Source organism: Bacillus rugosus, assembly GCF_023238245.1.
GTDB classification, from domain to species: domain Bacteria; phylum Bacillota; class Bacilli; order Bacillales; family Bacillaceae; genus Bacillus; species Bacillus rugosus.
In genome coordinates, this window is record NZ_CP096590.1 from 388430 (window position 1) to 406737 (window position 18308).

The 18308-nt window shown below is 49.0% G+C and carries 5 protein-coding genes and 1 pseudogene; 4 read left to right on the forward strand and 2 right to left on the reverse strand.

The genetic code is table 11. From position 1 onward, the window contains the following. The first annotated feature begins 3 nt into the window (after window positions 1-3). The 4 genes and pseudogenes from srfAB to M0696_RS02045 all read left to right on the forward strand — a co-directional run bounded on the left by srfAB (window position 4) and on the right by M0696_RS02045 (window position 16696). A complete protein-coding gene (srfAB, locus tag M0696_RS02025) occupies window positions 4-10755 on the forward strand; it encodes a surfactin non-ribosomal peptide synthetase SrfAB (RefSeq protein WP_428830220.1) in 10752 nt (3583 codons plus the stop codon). Window positions 10756-10791: 36 nt separating this feature from the next. Next, complete coding sequence (gene srfAC / locus M0696_RS02035; RefSeq protein ID WP_248602428.1) at window positions 10792-14619, forward strand: surfactin non-ribosomal peptide synthetase SrfAC; 3828 nt, start codon at window positions 10792-10794, stop codon at window positions 14617-14619. Window positions 14620-14646: 27 nt separating this feature from the next. Then, on the forward strand, window positions 14647-15375 hold the full coding sequence (srfAD, locus tag M0696_RS02040; protein ID WP_166854321.1) for a surfactin biosynthesis thioesterase SrfAD: 729 nt from the start codon (window positions 14647-14649) through the stop codon (window positions 15373-15375). A gap of 99 nt (window positions 15376-15474) precedes the next feature. Beyond that, window positions 15475-16696 (forward strand): annotated as a pseudogene (locus M0696_RS02045) (MFS transporter). 14 nt (window positions 16697-16710) lie between these two features. Here M0696_RS02045 and M0696_RS02050 read toward each other — a convergent pair. Then, window positions 16711-17268: a YcxB family protein gene (locus M0696_RS02050; RefSeq protein ID WP_248602429.1), complete on the reverse strand. Its 558-nt coding sequence runs from the start codon at window positions 17266-17268 to the stop codon at window positions 16711-16713. A 53-nt stretch (window positions 17269-17321) separates the two neighbouring features. After that, window positions 17322-18260, reverse strand: coding sequence for a DMT family transporter (locus tag M0696_RS02055; RefSeq protein WP_222143529.1), 939 nt, complete (start codon window positions 18258-18260; stop codon window positions 17322-17324). Between the last annotated feature and the right edge of the window lie 48 nt (window positions 18261-18308).

Consider the following 18308-nt stretch of genomic DNA (forward strand, 5'->3'; position numbering starts at 1 on the left):
CATATGAGCAAAAAATCGATTCAAAAGGTGTACGCACTGACACCGATGCAGGAGGGAATGCTGTATCATGCGATGCTTGATCCGCATTCTTCCTCGTATTTCACACAATTAGAGCTTGGGATTCACGGTGCTTTTGATCTTGAAATCTTTGAGAAAAGCGTCAATGAACTGATTCGGTCATACGATATTCTCCGTACAGTATTTGTGCACCAGCAGCTGCAAAAACCGCGTCAGGTCGTGTTAGCGGAACGCAAAACAAAGGTGCACTATGAAGATATCAGTCATGCGGACCGAGACCGCCAGAAAGAGCATATTGAGCGTTATAAACAAGACGTGCAGCGCCAAGGCTTTAACCTGGCAAAAGACATGTTGTTTAAGGTGGCGGTTTTCCGTCTTGATGCAGATCAGCTGTATCTTGTCTGGAGCAATCATCATATTATGATGGACGGCTGGAGCATGGGCGTCCTCATGAAAAGCCTGTTCCAAAACTATGAAGCGCTCAGAGCAGGCCGGACACCGGCAAACAGTCAGGGCAAGCCTTATTCCGACTACATCAAGTGGCTTGGAAAACAGGACAATGAAGAAGCGGAGAGCTACTGGAGTGAACGCTTGGCGGGTTTTGAACAGCCGAGCGTGCTCCCGGGCCGCCTGTCTGTGAAAAAGGATGAATACGTTAATAAAGAATATTCATTTACATGGGACGAAACACTGGTTGCCCGCATTCAGCAAACCGCAAACCGCTATCAAGTAACAGGACCAAACCTGTTTCAAGCCGTTTGGGGCATTGTTCTCAGCAAATACAACTTTGCGAATGATGTGGTCTTCGGCACGGTCGTATCGGGACGGCCATCTGAAATTAACGGGATTGAAACGATGGCGGGGCTGTTTATCAACACCATTCCGGTGCGGGTAAAAGTTGATCGTGATGCTGTTTTTGCCAATGTGTTCTCAGCTGTTCAGCAGCATGCGGTAGAGGCGGAGCGCTACGATTATGTGCCGCTCTACGAGATTCAAAAACGCTCAGCCCTTGATGGCAATCTCTTGAACCATCTGGTCGCGTTTGAAAATTATCCGCTTGATCAAGAGCTTGAAAACGGCAGCATGGAAGACCGCCTCGGATTTTCTATCAAGGTAGAAAGCGCATTTGAGCAAACAAGCTTCGATTTCAACCTGATTGTGTATCCGGGCAAAACGTGGACCGTCAAAATCAAATATAACGGAGCCGCCTTTGATTCTGCTTTTATCGAACGAACAGCGAAGCACCTTACCCGCATGATGGAAGCGGCTGTCGACCAGCCGGCCGCTTTTGTGCGTGAGTTCGGGCTTGTGGGAGACGAAGAGCAGCGGCAGATTGTCGAGGTGTTTAACCAAACGAAAGCCGAACTTCCTGAGGGAAAGGCCGTTCATCAAGTGTTTGAAGAGCAAGCGAAACGGACGCCGGCGAGCACTGCCGTCGTATATGCAGGAGCCGAGCTGACATACCGAGAGCTGAATGCAGCGGCTAACCGTCTGGCGAGAAAGCTTGTTGAACAAGGTCTTCAACAAGGGGAAACAGCCGCGATTATGAACGGCCGCTCGGCAGAAACCGTTATCGGTATGCTGGCTGTGTTAAAAGCAGGCGCCGCCTATGTGCCTCTTGATCCGGCACTTCCTGAAGACCGTCTTCGTTTCATGGCTGAGGACAGCTCGATTCGATTGGTATTGGCCGGAAAGTCTTATACAGAGCAGGCGCATCAGCTGCAAGTGCCGGTTCTTACACTGGACAGCGGCTTTGAAGAAAGCGAAGCGGCTGACAATCTCAATCTGCCATCCGCTCCGTCTGATTTGGCGTACATTATGTATACATCTGGTTCGACGGGCAAACCGAAAGGCGTCATGATTGAACATAAAAGCATTTTGCGCCTCGTCAAAAATGCCGGATACGTTCCTATTCATGAAGAGGACCGCATGGCGCAAACGGGGGCTGTCAGCTTTGATGCCGGCACTTTTGAGGTGTTTGGCGCACTGCTGAATGGCGCAGCGCTTTATCCGGTCAAAAAAGAGACGCTGCTTGATGCGAAACAATTTGCAGCATTCCTGCGAGAGCAGAGAATCACCACCATGTGGCTGACATCACCTTTATTCAACCAGCTTGCCGCAAAGGATGCCGGCATGTTCGGCACACTGCGCCATTTAATCATCGGCGGAGATGCACTCGTGCCGCATATGATCAGCAAAGTGAAACAGGCATCACCGTCGCTGTCATTGTGGAACGGATACGGTCCGACAGAAAACACGACGTTTTCAACAAGTTTTATGATCGACCATGAGTATAGCGGCTCTATTCCAATCGGGAAGCCTATCGGAAATTCGACTGCCTATATCATGGATGAACAGCAGCGTCTGCAGCCAATTGGTGCGCCCGGCGAGCTGTGCGTCGGCGGAATCGGTGTAGCGCGAGGATATGTCAATCTCCCTGAGCTGACCGAGAAGCAATTTCTTGAAGATCCGTTCAGACCAGGTGAAAGGATTTATCGCACTGGCGACTTGGCGAGATGGCTGCCGGATGGCAATATCGAATTTTTAGGAAGAATCGACAATCAAGTGAAGGTGCGCGGCTTCCGAATTGAGCTTGGTGAAATTGAAACAAAACTGAACATGGCAGAGCATGTGACAGAGGCTGCGGTGATCATCCGCAAGAATAAAGCAGACGAAAATGAAATTTGTGCGTACTTTACGGCGGACTGTGAAGTGTCTGTGAGCGGGCTGAGAAAAACGCTATCTCAATCTTTGCCAGACTATATGGTTCCGGCCCATTTGATTCAGATGGACAGCCTGCCGCTCACGCCGAACGGGAAAATCAACAAAAAAGAACTGCCTGCACCGCAATCAGAAGCCGTGCAGCCGGAGCACGCAGCACCAGGGACAGAGAGCGAAAAGAAATTAGCGGAGATCTGGGAAGGGATACTCGGCGTCAAAGCAGGCGTTACCGATAACTTCTTTATGATCGGCGGTCATTCTTTGAAAGCGATGATGATGACGGCGAAAATCCAAGAGCATTTTCATAAGGAAGTGCCGATTAAAGTGCTTTTTGAAAAGCCGACTATTCGAGAACTGGCACTTTATTTGGAAGAGAACGAAAGCAAGGAGGAGCAGACGTTTGAACCGATCAGGCAAGCATCTTATCAGCAGCATTATCCTGTATCCCCGGCCCAGCGGAGAATGTATATCCTCAATCAGCTTGGACAAGCAAACACAAGCTACAACGTCCCCGCTGTACTTTTGCTGGAGGGAGAAGTAGATAAAGACCGGCTTGAAAACGCGATTCAGCAATTAATCAACCGGCACGAAATCCTCCGTACATCGTTTGACATGATCGACGGAGAAGTTGTGCAAATTGTTCATAAAAACATATCGTTCCAGCTGGAGGCTGCCAAGGGACGGGAAGAAGACGCGGAGGAAATGATCAAATCGTTCATTCAGCCGTTTGAATTAAACCGCGCGCCGCTCGTCCGTTCGAAGCTTGTCCAGCTTGAAGAAGAACGTCATCTGCTGCTGATTGATATGCACCATATCATTACTGACGGCAGTTCAACAGGCATTCTGATCGGTGATCTTGCCAAAATGTATCAAGGCGCTGATCTTGAGCAGCCGCACATTCACTATAAAGATTACGCTGTATGGCATCAAGAACATGCTGATCATCAAAAGGATGAAGCATACTGGCTCGATACATTTAAAGGCGAGCTGCCGATTCTTGATCTTCCGGCGGATTTTGAGCGGCCTGCTGAACGGAGCTTTGCGGGAGAGCGCGTGATGTTCGGGCTTGATAAACAGATGACGGCTCAAATCAAGTCACTCCTTGCAGAAACGGATACGACAATGTACATGTTTTTGCTGGCGGCGTTCAATGTACTCCTTTCTAAGTACGCATCACAGGACGATATCATTGTCGGCTCGCCGACTGCGGGAAGAACACATCCTGATCTGCAAATTGTACCGGGGATGTTTGTCAACACGGTCGCACTAAGAACGGCGCCTGCTGGAGATAAAACCTTTGCGCAATTCCTTGAAGAAGTCAAAACAGCAAGCCTTCAAGCATTCGAGCACCAGAGCTATCCGCTTGAGGAGCTGATTGAAAAGCTTCCGCTTACAAGGGATACGAGCCGAAGTCCGCTGTTCAGCGTGATGTTCAACATGCAGAACATGGAGATTCCATCATTGAGATTAGGAGATTTGAAGATTTCTTCATACTCTATGCTTCATCACGTGGCGAAATTTGATCTCTCCTTGGAAGCGGTCGAGCGAGAAGAAGATATCGGCCTAAGCTTTGACTATGCGACTGCTCTGTTTAAGGACGAGACAATCCGCCGCTGGAGCAGCCACTTTGTCAATATTATCAAAGCGGCTGCGGCTAATCCGAACGTTCGGCTGTCTGATGTAGACCTGCTTTCACCAGCGGAAACGGCCGCTTTGCTTGAAGAGAGACATATGACTCAAATTACTGAAGCAACCTTTGCAGCTCTTTTCGAAAAACGGGCCCAGCAAACACCTGATCATCCTGCAGTGATGTCTGGCGGAAATCTGTTAACCTACCGCGAGCTTGATGAACAGGCGAACCAGCTGGCGCATCATCTTCGTGCACAAGGGGCAGGAAGTGAAGACATCGTTGCAATTGTCATGGATCGGTCGGCTGAGGTTATGATATCGATTCTCGGTGTCATGAAAGCGGGGGCGGCTTTCCTGCCGATTGATCCGGACACGCCTGAAGAACGAATCCGCTATTCATTAGAGGACAGCGGAGCGAGAATTGCGGTCGTAAACGAAAGGAACATGACGGCCATTGGGCAATATGAAGGGACAATCGTCAACCTTGATGACGCAACATGGAGAAATGAGAGTAAGGAGCGCCCTTCTCCGATCTCAGGATCTCGCAGTCTTGCATACGTCATTTATACGTCCGGTACGACCGGGAAGCCGAAGGGCGTTCAGATCGAGCATCGCAATCTGACAAACTATGTTTCTTGGTTTAGTGAAGAGGCGGGCCTGACGGAAACCGATAAGACTGTATTGCTATCTTCCTACGCATTCGACCTAGGCTATACGAGCATGTTCCCTGTGCTTCTGGCAGGGGGCCAGCTCCACATCGTGCCGAAGGAAACCTATACGGCGCCGGATGAAATGGGGCGTTATATCAAGAAACACGGGATCACATATATCAAACTGACACCGTCTCTGTTCCATACGATGGTGAACACTTCCAGCTTTACAAAAGAGCCAAACTTTGAATCCTTGCGCTTAATTGTCTTGGGAGGAGAAAAAATCATCCCGGCTGATGTTCTGGCCTTCCGCAATGTGTATGGATATACCGAATTTATCAATCATTACGGTCCGACTGAAGCAACGATCGGCGCCATCGCCGGATGGATTGATCTGTCTGAATCGGATGCATTCGTAAAACGTCCGACAATCGGACAGCCGATTGCGAATGCCGGTGCGCTTGTCTTAAATGAGGCGTTAAAGCTTGTGCCCCCGGGAGCGAGCGGTCAGCTTTATATCACAGGACAGGGGCTTGCGAGAGGATATCTCAACAGGCCTCAGCTGACAGCCGAGAGATTTATTGAAAATCCATATTCACCGGGCAGCCTCATGTACAAAACCGGAGATGTCGTAAGAAGGCTTTCTGACGGTGCGCTTGAATTTATCGGCCGGGCTGATGATCAGGTGAAAATCCGCGGCTATCGCATTGAGCCAAAAGAAATTGAAACGGTCATGCTCAGCCTCAGCGGGATTCAAGAAGCGGTTGTGCTAGCGGTTTCCGAGGGCGGGCTTCAAGAGCTGTGCGCATATTATACGGCAGATCAAGCCATCGAAAAAGCAGCGCTCCGAAACCAGCTTTCACAAATACTTCCGTCCCATATGATACCTGCTTTCTTTGTGCAGGTTGACGCCATTCCGCTGACGGCAAACGGGAAAACCGACAGAAACGCATTACCGAAGCCGAACGCGGCACAATCCGGAGGCAAGACCTTAGCCGCACCGGAAACAGCGCTTGAAGAGAGCCTATGCCGCATATGGCAGAAAACGCTTGGCATAGAAGCGATCGGCATCGACGACAATTTCTTTGATTTAGGCGGCCATTCATTAAAAGGGATGATGCTCATCGCTAATATTCAGGCCGAGTTGGAGAAAACCGTACCGCTTAAAGCGCTGTTCGAGCAGCCGACAGTTCGCCAGCTTGCGGCTTACATGGAGGCATCGGCAGTTTCAGGCGGACATCACGTGCTCAAACCGGCTGACAAACAGGATATGTACCCACTGTCATCTGCGCAGAAACGGATGTATGTACTGAATCAGCTTGACCGGCAGACGATCAGCTACAACATGCCATCTGTTCTTTTGATGGAAGGCGAACTTGATATTTCTCGTCTGCGCGACTCACTCAATCAGCTTGTGAACCGCCACGAGTCATTGCGGACATCATTTATGGAAGCAAACGGTGAGCCGGTTCAGCGCATTATTGAGGAGGCGGCGATTGATCTTCATGTGTTTGAAGCAAAAGAAGATGAAGCGAAACAAAAGATCAAGGACTTTATCCGGCCATTCGACTTAAACGACGCACCGCTCATTCGCGCGGCTTTGCTTCGAATAGAAGCGAAAAAACATTTGCTGCTTTTAGATATGCATCACATCATCGCAGACGGTGTATCAAGAGGCATTTTTGTGAAAGAATTGGCGCTGCTTTACAAAGGCGAGCTGCTTCCAGAGCCTGCGCTTCATTATAAGGATTTCGCCGTTTGGCAAAATGAAGCTGAGCAAAAGGACCGAATGAAGGAGCATGAGGCATACTGGCTCTCGGTTCTTTCAGGCGAGCTGCCGGAGCTTGATCTTCCGCTCGATTATGCCCGTCCGCCTGTGCAGAGCTTTAAAGGGGATACGGTCCGTTTCCGTACGGGAAGCGCAACGGCAAAGGCGGTAGAAAAACTGCTCGCAGAAACCGGAACGACCTTGCACATGGTGCTTCACGCTGTTTTCCACGTGTTTTTAAGCAAAATTTCCGGACAGCGTGATATCGTTATCGGCTCTGTTACTGCCGGCCGGACGAATGCTGATGTCCAGGACATGCCGGGAATGTTCGTCAATACGCTTGCCTTAAGAATGGAAGCGGAAGAACAGCAAACATTTGCAGAGCTTCTGGAGCAAGCAAAGCAGACGAACCTGTCAGCGCTGGAGCATCAGGAATATCCGTTTGAGGACTTAGTCAATCAGCTTGATCTTCCTCGGGATATGAGCCGAAATCCATTGTTTAACGTGATGGTGACGACGGAAAATCCTGATAAAGAACAGCTTACATTGCAGAATCTAAGCATTTCACCTTATGAGGCCCATCAGGGAACGTCTAAGTTTGATCTGACATTAGGCGGATTCACTGATGAAAACGGCATCGGCCTGCAGCTGGAATATGCGACTGATCTGTTCTCAAAAGAGACGGCAGAGAAATGGAGCCAATATGTTCTGCGTTTACTAAAGGATGTTGCGGAAAATCCGAACCAGACGCTTTCCAGCCTGTCACTCGTCACTGAACCAGAAAAACAAACGCTTCTCGACGCATGGAAAGGCAAAACGCTGCCTGTGCCGACAGACAAGACCATTCATCAGCTATTCGAAGAAACGGCTCAGCGCCACAAAGACCGCCCGGCTGTCACATTCAACGGACAATCATGGACGTACGGCGAGCTGAATGCCAAGGCGAACCGTCTCGCCCGGATTCTGATCGACTGCGGCATCAGCGCGGATGAGCGCGTCGGCGTTCTCACGAAGCCGTCGCTGGAAATGTCCGCCGCGGTGCTCGGTGTCTTAAAGGCGGGAGCGGCGTTTGTGCCGATTGATCCTGACTATCCGGATCAGCGGATTGACTATATTTTACAAGACAGCGGCGCTAAGATTCTCTTGAAACAGGAAGGCATTTCAGTGCCGGACAGCTATACGGGAGAGGTCATTCTTCTTGATGGCAGCCGCACGATTTTGAGCCTGCCGCTTGATGAAAACGATGAGGAAAATCCAGTGACGGATGCAAACGCGGAGAACCTCGCGTACATGATTTACACGTCTGGAACGACCGGACAGCCGAAGGGTGTAATGGTTGAACACCATGCGCTTGTGAATCTGTGCTTCTGGCACCACGATGCGTTCAGCATGACAGCGGAGGACCGCAGTGCGAAGTACGCGGGCTTTGGATTCGACGCCTCCATTTGGGAGATGTTTCCTACCTGGACGATCGGTGCTGAGCTTCACGTCATTGATGAAGCGATCCGCCTCGATATCGTCCACTTGAACGACTATTTCGAAACGCACGGCGTGACGATCACGTTCCTGCCGACACAGCTGGCAGAACAGTTCATGGAGCTTGAGAACACATCGCTTCGCGTATTGCTGACAGGCGGAGACAAGCTGAAACGCGCGGTCAAAAAGCCGTACACGCTCGTCAACAACTACGGACCGACAGAAAACACGGTCGTTGCCACGAGCACAGAAATCAATCCGGAGGAAGGCTCGCTTTCCATCGGGCAGGCGATCGCCAATACGAGAGTGTACATTCTCGGCGATGGCAATCAGGTGCAGCCGGAAGGCGTAGCCGGAGAGCTTTGTGTGGCGGGACGCGGACTGGCGCGCGGCTATCTGAATAAAGAAGACGAAACCTCGAAGCGGTTTGTCGCTGATCCGTTTGTGCCGGGTGAGCGCATGTACCGCACCGGCGATTTGGTGAAATGGGTGAACGGCGGCATCGAGTACATCGGCCGGATCGACCAGCAGGTCAAGGTCCGCGGCTATCGGATTGAGCTCTCAGAAATCGAAGTCCAGCTCGCCCAGCTTTCTGAGGTGCAGGATGCGGCGGTAACAGCTGTCAAAGATAAAGGCGGCAATACAGCGATCGCGGCGTATGTCACACCGGAAACAGCAGACATAGAAGCACTGAAATCAGCACTGAAGGAAACCCTGCCGGACTACATGATCCCGGTGTTCTGGATGACGCTGAACGAACTTCCGGTTACGGCAAACGGCAAAGTAGACCGCAAAGCCTTGCCTGAGCCGGACATCGAAGCAGGAAGCGGAGAATACAAAGCGCCGACAACAGACATGGAAGAGCTGCTTGCCGGCATTTGGCAGGACGTGCTCGGCATTCCGGAGATCAGTGTCAGCGACAATTTCTTCTCGCTTGGCGGAGATTCGATCAAAGGAATCCAGATGGCGAGCCGCTTGAACCAGCACGGCTGGAAGCTGGAGATGAAAGATCTCTTCCAGCACCCGACGATCGAGGAGCTCACACAATATGTGGAGCGTGCCGAAGGCAAACAGGCAGACCAAGGGCCTGTGGAGGGAGAGGTCATCCTGACACCGATCCAGCGCTGGTTCTTTGAAAAGAACTTCACGAACAAGCACCACTGGAACCAATCCGTGATGCTCCACGCCAAGAAAGGCTTCGATCCTGAACGGGTGGAGAAAACATTGCAGGCGCTGATCGAGCATCATGACGCACTTCGCATGGTCTACCGTGAGGAAGACGGAGAGATCATTCAAGCTTATAAACCAATCAGCGAAAGCAAGGTCAGCTTCGAAATCGTGGATCTGTACGGTACTGACGAAGACATGCTGAAAAGCCAGATCAAAATTCTCGCGAACAGGCTGCAAAGCAGTCTCGAACTGCAAAGCGGACCGCTTCTGAAGGCGGAGCAATACCGTACGGAAACTGGCGATCACCTGCTCATCGCTGTACACCATCTCGTGGTCGACGGCGTATCATGGCGGATTTTGCTTGAAGATTTTGCTTCAGGCTACGTGCAGGCGGAGAAAGAAGAGAACGTTGTCTTCCCGCAAAAAACAAATTCCTTCAAGGATTGGGCGGAAGAACTGGCGGCATTCAGCCAATCAGCGGATCTTTTACAGCAGGCTGAATACTGGTCGCAAATCGACGCTGAACAGGTTTCCCCTGTGCCGAAGGACTACGAAACAGAGCAGCGGATCGTCAAGCATACATCGTCCGTTCTATGTGAATTAACGGAAAAAGACACCAAACATCTCTTAACGGATGTTCATCAGCCATATGGAACCGAAATCAATGATATTCTTCTCAGCGCGCTCGGTTTAACGATGAAAGAATGGACAGATGGTGCCAAAATTGGCATTAACCTGGAGGGGCACGGACGGGAGGACATCATCCCGAATGTGAATATCTCCAGAACGGTCGGCTGGTTTACGGCACAATATCCTGTTGTGCTCGACATGACTGAAGCAGATGCCTCTGCCGTGATCAAATCAGTCAAAGAAAACCTGCGCCGTATTCCGGACAAAGGAGTTGGCTACGGCATTCTCCGTTATGTCACAGAAACAGCGGAAACAAAGCGCTTTACGCCAGAGATCAGCTTCAACTATTTAGGCCAGTTCGACAGTGAAGTAAAAACCGACTTCTTTGAGCCGTCCGCTTTCGACATGGGGGGCCAAGTAAGCGAAGAATCAGAGGCGCAGTACGCTTTAAGCTTCAGCGGCATGATCAGAAACGGCCGGTTTGTGCTTTCCTGCTCCTACAATGAGAAGGAGTTTGAAAGAGCTACAGTCGAGGGGCAAATAGAACGGTTTAAAGAAAATCTCCTGATGCTGATCCGCCATTGTACGGAAAAAGAAGATAAGGAATTCACGCCTAGCGACTTCAGTGCTGAAGACCTTGGAATGGACGAAATGGGCGATATTTTTGACATGCTTGAGGAGAATTTAAAATAAAACGCAAGGGAATTACAGAAGGCGGGAGCGAAGCATATGAGTCAATTTAGCAAGGATCAGGTTCAAGATATGTATTACCTATCGCCGATGCAGGAAGGGATGCTGTTTCATACCATCCTGAATCCCGGCCAGAGCTTTTACCTTGAACAAATCACGATGAAAGTAAAAGGCAGCTTGAATATCAAATGTCTTGAAGAAGGCATGAATGTGATCATGGACCGGTACGATGTATTTCGTACCGTGTTCATTCACGAAAAAGTAAAAAGGCCTGTCCAAGTCGTTTTGAAAAAACGCCAGTTTCATATAGAAGAAATCGATCTGACACACTTAACGGACAGAGAGCAAACAGCGAAAATTAATGAATACAAGGAACAGGATAAGATCAAGGGCTTTGATTTGACGCGTGATATTCCCATGCGGGCAGCCATTTTCAAAAAAGCTGAAGAAAGCTTTGAATGGGTGTGGAGCTACCACCACATTATTTTGGACGGTTGGTGCTTCGGTATCGTCGTGCAGGATCTGTTCAAGGTATACAATGCCCTGCGCGAACAAAAGCCGTACAGCCTGCCGCCTGTCAAACCGTATAAAGACTATATCAAGTGGCTTGAAAAGCAGGATAAACAAGCATCACTGCGTTACTGGCGAGAGTACTTAGAGGATTTTGAGGGACAGACGACGTTTGCGGAGCAAAGAAAGAAACAAACGGACGGCTACGAGCCGAAAGAGCTGCTCTTCTCACTTCCGAAGGCGGAAACTAAGGCCTTCACCGAGCTTGCAAAATCGCAGCAAACCACTTTAAGTACGGCCTTGCAGGCAGTCTGGAGCGTATTGATCAGCCGCTATCAGCAGTCTGGCGATTTGACTTTCGGCACAGTCGTTTCCGGGCGTCCCGCGGATATCAAAGGCGTTGAACATATGGTCGGGCTATTTATCAACGTTGTCCCAAGACGGGTGAAACTGTCTGAGGATATCACATTTAACGGTTTGCTCAAGCAGCTGCAGGAGCAATCGCTTCAGTCTGAGCCACATCAATATGTCCCGCTCTACGACATCCAAAGCCAGGCTGATCAGCCAAAACTGATTGACCACATCATTGTTTTTGAAAATTATCCGCTTCAGGACGCAAAAAATGAAGAAAACAGTGAAAACGGCTTTGATATGGAGGATGTTCATGTTTTTGAGAAGTCGAATTATGACCTCAACCTAATGGCTTCCCCGGGAGATGAGATGCTGATTAAGCTTGCCTATAACGAGAATGTGTTTGATGAGGCGTTTATCCTGCGCTTGAAATCTCAGCTTCTCACAGCGATTCAGCAGCTTATCGAGAAGGCGGATCAGCCTGTCAGCACGATCAACCTCGTCGACGATAAGGAAAGAGAGTTTCTCCTTACTGGCTTAAACCCGCCGGCTCAAACTCATGAGGCTAAGCCTCTGACGGATTGGTTCAAGGAAGCGGTGAACGTCAATCCGGATGCACCGGCGCTTACGTATTCCGGCCAGACTCGCTCCTATCGCGAATTAGATGAGGAAGCGAACCGCCTTGCACACCGTTTGCAAAAGCAAGGCGCAGGCAAAGGCTCCGTCGTAGCGTTGTACACGAAGCGCTCGCTTGAACTGGTGATCGGCATTCTCGGAATATTAAAAGCAGGAGCGGCTTATCTGCCGGTTGATCCGAAGCTGCCGGAGGACCGAATCTCGTATATGCTGACTGACAGTGCGGCAGCCTGCCTGCTCACACATCAGGAGATGAAAGAAAAAGCAGCTCAGCTTCCATTTACAGGGACAACGCTCTTCATTGATGATCAAACACGGTTTGAAGAACAGGCATGTGACCTTGAAATCTCGATTGAACCCGATGATCCGGCATATATCATGTATACGTCCGGCACAACCGGAAAGCCGAAGGGCAATATCACCACTCATGCCAATATACAAGGATTGGTCAAACATGTAGACTACATGGCATTTTCTGAAAAAGATACGTTTTTATCTGTTTCGAATTACGCCTTTGACGCTTTTACCTTTGATTTCTACGCTTCAATACTAAATGCGGCACGGCTCATTATCGCAGATGAACATACGCTGCTTGATACAGAACAGCTCACAGATCTGATCCAGCAGGAGAATGTCAATGTTATGTTTGCGACGACTGCACTATTTAATCTTCTCACAGATGCGGGAGAGGATTGGATGAAGGGGCTTCGCTGCGTGTTATTCGGTGGAGAGCGAGCATCAGTGCCTCACGTCAGAAAAGCGCTGCGGATCATGGGGCCGGGCAAGCTGATTAACTGCTACGGTCCGACTGAGGGAACGGTGTTTGCGACAGCTCACGTTGTACATGATATACCGGAGTCCATCTCCTCTTTGCCGATCGGAAAGCCGATCAGTAATGCCAGTGTTTATATTCTCAACGAGCAACACCAGCTCCAGCCATTCGGAGCGGTCGGTGAACTATGTATCAGCGGAATGGGCGTATCAAAAGGGTATGTAAACCGTCATGACCTGACAAAGCAAAAGTTTGTCACGAACCCGTTCAAACCGGGAGAAAGGCTTTACCGAACAGGGGACTTAGCACGCTGGCTGCCGGACGGAACGATTGAATACGCTGGCCGGATTGATGACCAGGTCAAAATACGCGGACACCGGATTGAGCTTGAAGAAATCGAAAAGCAGCTGCAGGAATATCCAGGAGTGAAAGATGCGGTCGTTGTTGCAGACCGCCATGAGTCTGGCGATGCATCAATTAACGCCTACCTCGTGAACAGGGCGGAGCTTTCAGTTAGGGACGTAAAGGCGCACCTGAAAAAACAGCTTCCTGCTTACATGGTGCCGCAAACCTTTACTTTCTTGGACGAGCTTCCTTTAACGACAAACGGGAAGGTCAATAAACGTCTGTTGCCAAAACCGGATCAGGATCAGCTGACGGAAGAATGGATCGGGCCAAGAGACGAGACGGAAGAAACAATTGCACAAATCTGGTCTGAGGTTCTCGGCAGACAGCAAGTCGGCATTCATGACGATTTCTTTGAGCTCGGCGGGCACTCCTTGAAGGCAATGACCGCCGCTTCACGTATCAAGAAAGAGCTCGGGATTGATCTCCCGGTGAAGCTTTTGTTTGAAGCACCGACGATTGCCGGCATTTCAGCGTATTTGAAAAATGGAGGCTCAGATGGATTGCAGGATGTAACGATAATGAATCCCGATCAGGATCAGATCATTTTCGCGTTCCCGCCAGTCTTGGGCTATGGCCTCATGTACCAAAACCTTGCCAACCGCCTGCCGTCATACAAGCTGTGCGCCTTTGATTTCATTGAGGAGGAAAACCGGCTTGACCGCTATGCGGATTTGATTCAGAAGCTTCAGCCAGAAGGGGCTTTGACATTGTTCGGGTATTCAGCAGGGTGCAGCCTGGCGTTTGAAGCTGCCAAAAAGCTTGAGGAACAGGGACGCATTGTTCAGCAGATCATCATGGTAGATTCCTATAAAAAACAAGGTGTCAGTGATCTGGACGGACGCACGGTTGAGGCCGATGTCGAAGCGTTGATGAATGTCAACCGGGACAATGAAGCGCTCAACAGCGAAGCCGTTAAACAAGGCCTCAAGCAAAAAACACACGCCTTCTACTCATACTACGTCAACCTGATCAGCACAGGCCAGGTGAAAGCGGATATTGATCTGCTGACTTCTGGCGTTGATTTTGACATGCCGGAATGGCTTGCATCGTGGGAAGAGGCAACAACAGGCGCTTACCGTGTGAAAAGAGGCTTCGGAACACACGCTGAAATGCTGCAGGGCGAAACGCTGGATAGGAATGCAGGGATTTTGCTCGAATGTCTTAATACACAAACCGTAACGGTTTCTTAAATGAAGTGATGAAAGGAGGAGACGGCCATGAGCCAACTCTTCAAATCCTTTGATGCGTCGGAAAAAACGCAGCTCATCTGTTTTCCATTTGCCGGCGGCTACTCGGCATCGTTTCGCCCTCTCCATGCTTTTTTGCAAGGGGAATGTGAGATGCTCGCTGCCGAGCCGCCAGGACACGGCACAAATCAAACATCAGCCATTGAAGATCTCGAAAAGCTGAGCGATTTGTACAAACAAGAATTGAATCTTCGTCCTGATCGGCCTTTTGTGCTGTTTGGACACAGTATGGGTGGAATGATTACCTTCAGGCTGGCGCAAAAGCTGGAGCGTGAAGGCATCTTTCCGCAGGCAGTTATCATTTCAGCGATACAGCCGCCTCATATACAGCGGAAGAAAGTGTCCCATCTGCCTGATGATCAGTTTCTTGATCATATTATCAAATTAGGCGGGATGCCCGCAGAGCTTGTTGAAAACAAGGAAGTCATGTCCTTTTTCCTGCCTTCCTTCAGATCGGATTATCGGGCTCTTGAACAATTTGAGCTTCACGATGTAGCCCCGATCCAATCGCCTGTTCATGTCTTTAACGGGCTTGATGATGAAAAATGCATGAGGGATGCGGAAGGCTGGAAGAAGTGGGCGAAAGATATCACATTCCATGAATTTGACGGCGGGCACATGTTTTTGCTGTCACATACGGAAGAAGTGGCAGAACGGATTTTTGCGATATTGAATCAGCATCCGATCATTCAGTCATAATCAAAAGCGGACAGCGCTGGCTGTTCCGCTTTTTTGTGTAAAATGTCAATTTTTGCATGACATAATAGTCGCAATACTCAAATAAAGGCAGGTTGAAACATGCGCGCGTCTCCTCAGGTGAAATGGTTTGTATTGCTGTTTACGTTTGTTTTTGCCATCGGAATGAACTCATTCAGAAATTCCTTTCAATTTTTTATGCTTCCAATCGCGGATACCTTCCATGCCGACAGGTCGCTGATCTCGGTTTCTGTCAGCATTTTTATGATCACAACGGGAATCGTTCAGTTTTTTGTCGGTTTTTTTATCGACCGGTTCAGTGTCAGAAAAATTATGGCGATCGGGGCTGTTTGTATCAGCGCAAGCTTTTTGGTGCTTCCGTATTCACTGAATGTTCATGCGTTTTCTGCCATTTACGGAGTGCTCGGCGGAATCGGATATTCCTGTGCGGTCGGCGTGACGACCCAGTATTTCATCAGCCGCTGGTTTGATACACACAAAGGCCTTGCGCTCGCTATTTTGACCAATGCCAACTCAGCGGGCCTGCTGCTGCTCTCACCCATTTGGGCCGCGGCTCCGTACCATGCCGGCTGGCAAAACACCTATACCATATTGGGCATCGTCATGGCGGCTGTTCTGCTGCCGCTCCTTGCCTTCGGGATGAAGCACCCGCCACATGCGCAAGCGCCGTCAGTGAAAAAATCTTATGACTGGCGGGGATTTTGGAACGTGGTAAAGCAGTCCCGTCTCATACATATCCTGTACTTCGGCGTGTTTACATGCGGGTTTACAATGGGGATCATTGATGCTCATCTCGTTCCGATGCTGAAGGATGCGCATGTCTCTCATGTCAACGGAATGATGGCCGCGTTCGGTGCGTTTATTATCATTGGCGGATTATTGGCGGGCTGGCTGTCAGATCTCCTAGGCAGCAGAAGCGTGATGCTATCCATCTTATTTTTCATTCGGCTGTTCAGCCTGATTTGTCTGTTCATTCCCATTATTGGAATCCATTACAGCGAACTTTGGTACTTCGGTTTTATTTTGTTATTCGGGCTCAGTTACACAGGTGTGATCCCGCTGAGCGTCTATTTCAGAAAGCTATCAAACAGGATTAATCGGCTCGCTGCTAGGCATCAATTTCTTTATCCATCAGATCGCTGGGGCTCTCAGTGTGTATGCGGGCGGTTTGTTTTTTGACATGACCCATAATTATCTGCTGATTGTTATTGTGTGCATCGTGTTTGTAAGTGTATCGGCTGTAATAGAACTGGTGCCGTTTTTAGATAAACAGAAGGCAAAAGAAACGCATCAATCACTATAAAAGGACCAGCACTGTCAGCGCTGATCCTTTTTAAATTTCACTTTTTTTGTCTCAGTATTTTTAATGATAATTCCCCTGAATCTGCTCATCTCTTCTTTGGAATGAAAAAAATGTTTTGGTATCGCAATATATTGGCTGCTGGATGTATTGATCCGGAAGCTATTCTTATATTCGAAAACAGCTGTGACTTCATTCCAATGAAAAATAAGGTCATACTTTTCAGAACATATACGGATTCCTTCTTGATTGAGGGTATATGTTCTTTTGGATTTAATCCGTTCGTTCTTCTTGTATGCTCTAGAAAACTTTACATATAGAAGAAGGAGAAGCAGCAGTGTAAACAGAACAGACATCACGATAATTAGAATACTATTGATAAAAATGTTAAGCGTGTCGCTGCCATAAACGATACGGGGCCATCCGTTAATGAAATAAACTGCAGCAAAAATGGCGCAAAATAATATAAAGTAAAAGAATGAGATTTTTCCGAGTTGATAAAAAAAGATTTCTCTTACGTCTTTGAAAGTAATTTTTCCTGGAAGATGAATACTTTCACTAGCATATTGAATCATACGGTAAACTTACACCTCAAACCATGTTTTTCCTATCAGTCTAGCATAATTTCTCATTTTTTTGCAGGGAACCTATGGCGATTTGTCTTTTTCTGCAGATTGGTATTGCTCCCCACCACGCCAATCATAATACAAATCGCTCCGGCAAGATGATACCAGGCCAGGGTTTCGTTTAGAATCACCACGCCTGCAATCATCGTCACGATAGTGGCTACATGATTAAAAGCGCTCATTTTAAACGCCTCAATCCGTGACAGTGTATAGTTGGACAGAAACGAAGTGACGAGTGAAGACAGTACGCCCAAATACACAATGGCGAGAACAAAGCCGGGCTCCCGGAATGGCTGAAAATAAGTGCTGACAGTTCCAGCCGCGCCGTGGCGAATAAGGGCGATGGCGTTGAAGACGACAAAGCCGATGGCTGACATGATGTAGGTAAGCTCGGTCAGTTTGAACCGCTGGGTCATTTTTCTGGCAGCGGTATTGTACATCGCGGAGGACAAAGCGGACAGCAGGATCAGCAAAGAGCCTGTTAAGCTGGCTGATTCCACATCGACGCCTTTCATCACAAAAATAAACATGACGCCGGCCACGGATAAAACCGTGAAACCCTTCTGCGTCCATGTCGAGCGTTCCTTTAAAACATAGGCGGCAAGAACCATCGTGAAAATCGGAATCGCTGCCTGAATAATTCCCGCTTCAGAGGAGGACGAGTACACAAGGCCGAATGCCTGAAAGCTAAAAAACAATGCCGGATACAGCAGGGCAAGCGGCAAAATGGCAATGACGTCCTTTACACGGATTGATAGCTTTATCCAGCCGAATAAGACGGGTATAGTGGCCGCAGCAAACGCAATGGTGAACCGGTGCGCCAGAATATCAAACGGTTCGGCTGTTTGCAGTGCGATTTTTACGAATAGAAAAGATAAACCGATAATGAACGAATATAAGATAGCCGCCATATAAGCGGAGGCTTGCTGATTGTTAACCATAATGGAAGGTGCTCCTTTACCTAAATTGCGCCGGTCGCTTTATTTTAT

What these genes read in the sequence shown, in the direction of transcription:
- srfAB (WP_428830220.1), top strand. Translation starts at nt 4, where the DNA reads ATGAGCAAAAAATCGATTCAAAAGGTGTACGCACTGACACCGATGCAG.
- M0696_RS02050 (WP_248602429.1), bottom strand. Translation starts at nt 17,268, where the DNA reads ATGATTCAATATGCTAGTGAAAGTATTCATCTTCCAGGAAAAATTACT.
- srfAC (WP_248602428.1), top strand. Translation starts at nt 10,792, where the DNA reads ATGAGTCAATTTAGCAAGGATCAGGTTCAAGATATGTATTACCTATCG.
- srfAD (WP_166854321.1), top strand. Translation starts at nt 14,647, where the DNA reads ATGAGCCAACTCTTCAAATCCTTTGATGCGTCGGAAAAAACGCAGCTC.
- M0696_RS02055 (WP_222143529.1), bottom strand. Translation starts at nt 18,260, where the DNA reads ATGGTTAACAATCAGCAAGCCTCCGCTTATATGGCGGCTATCTTATAT.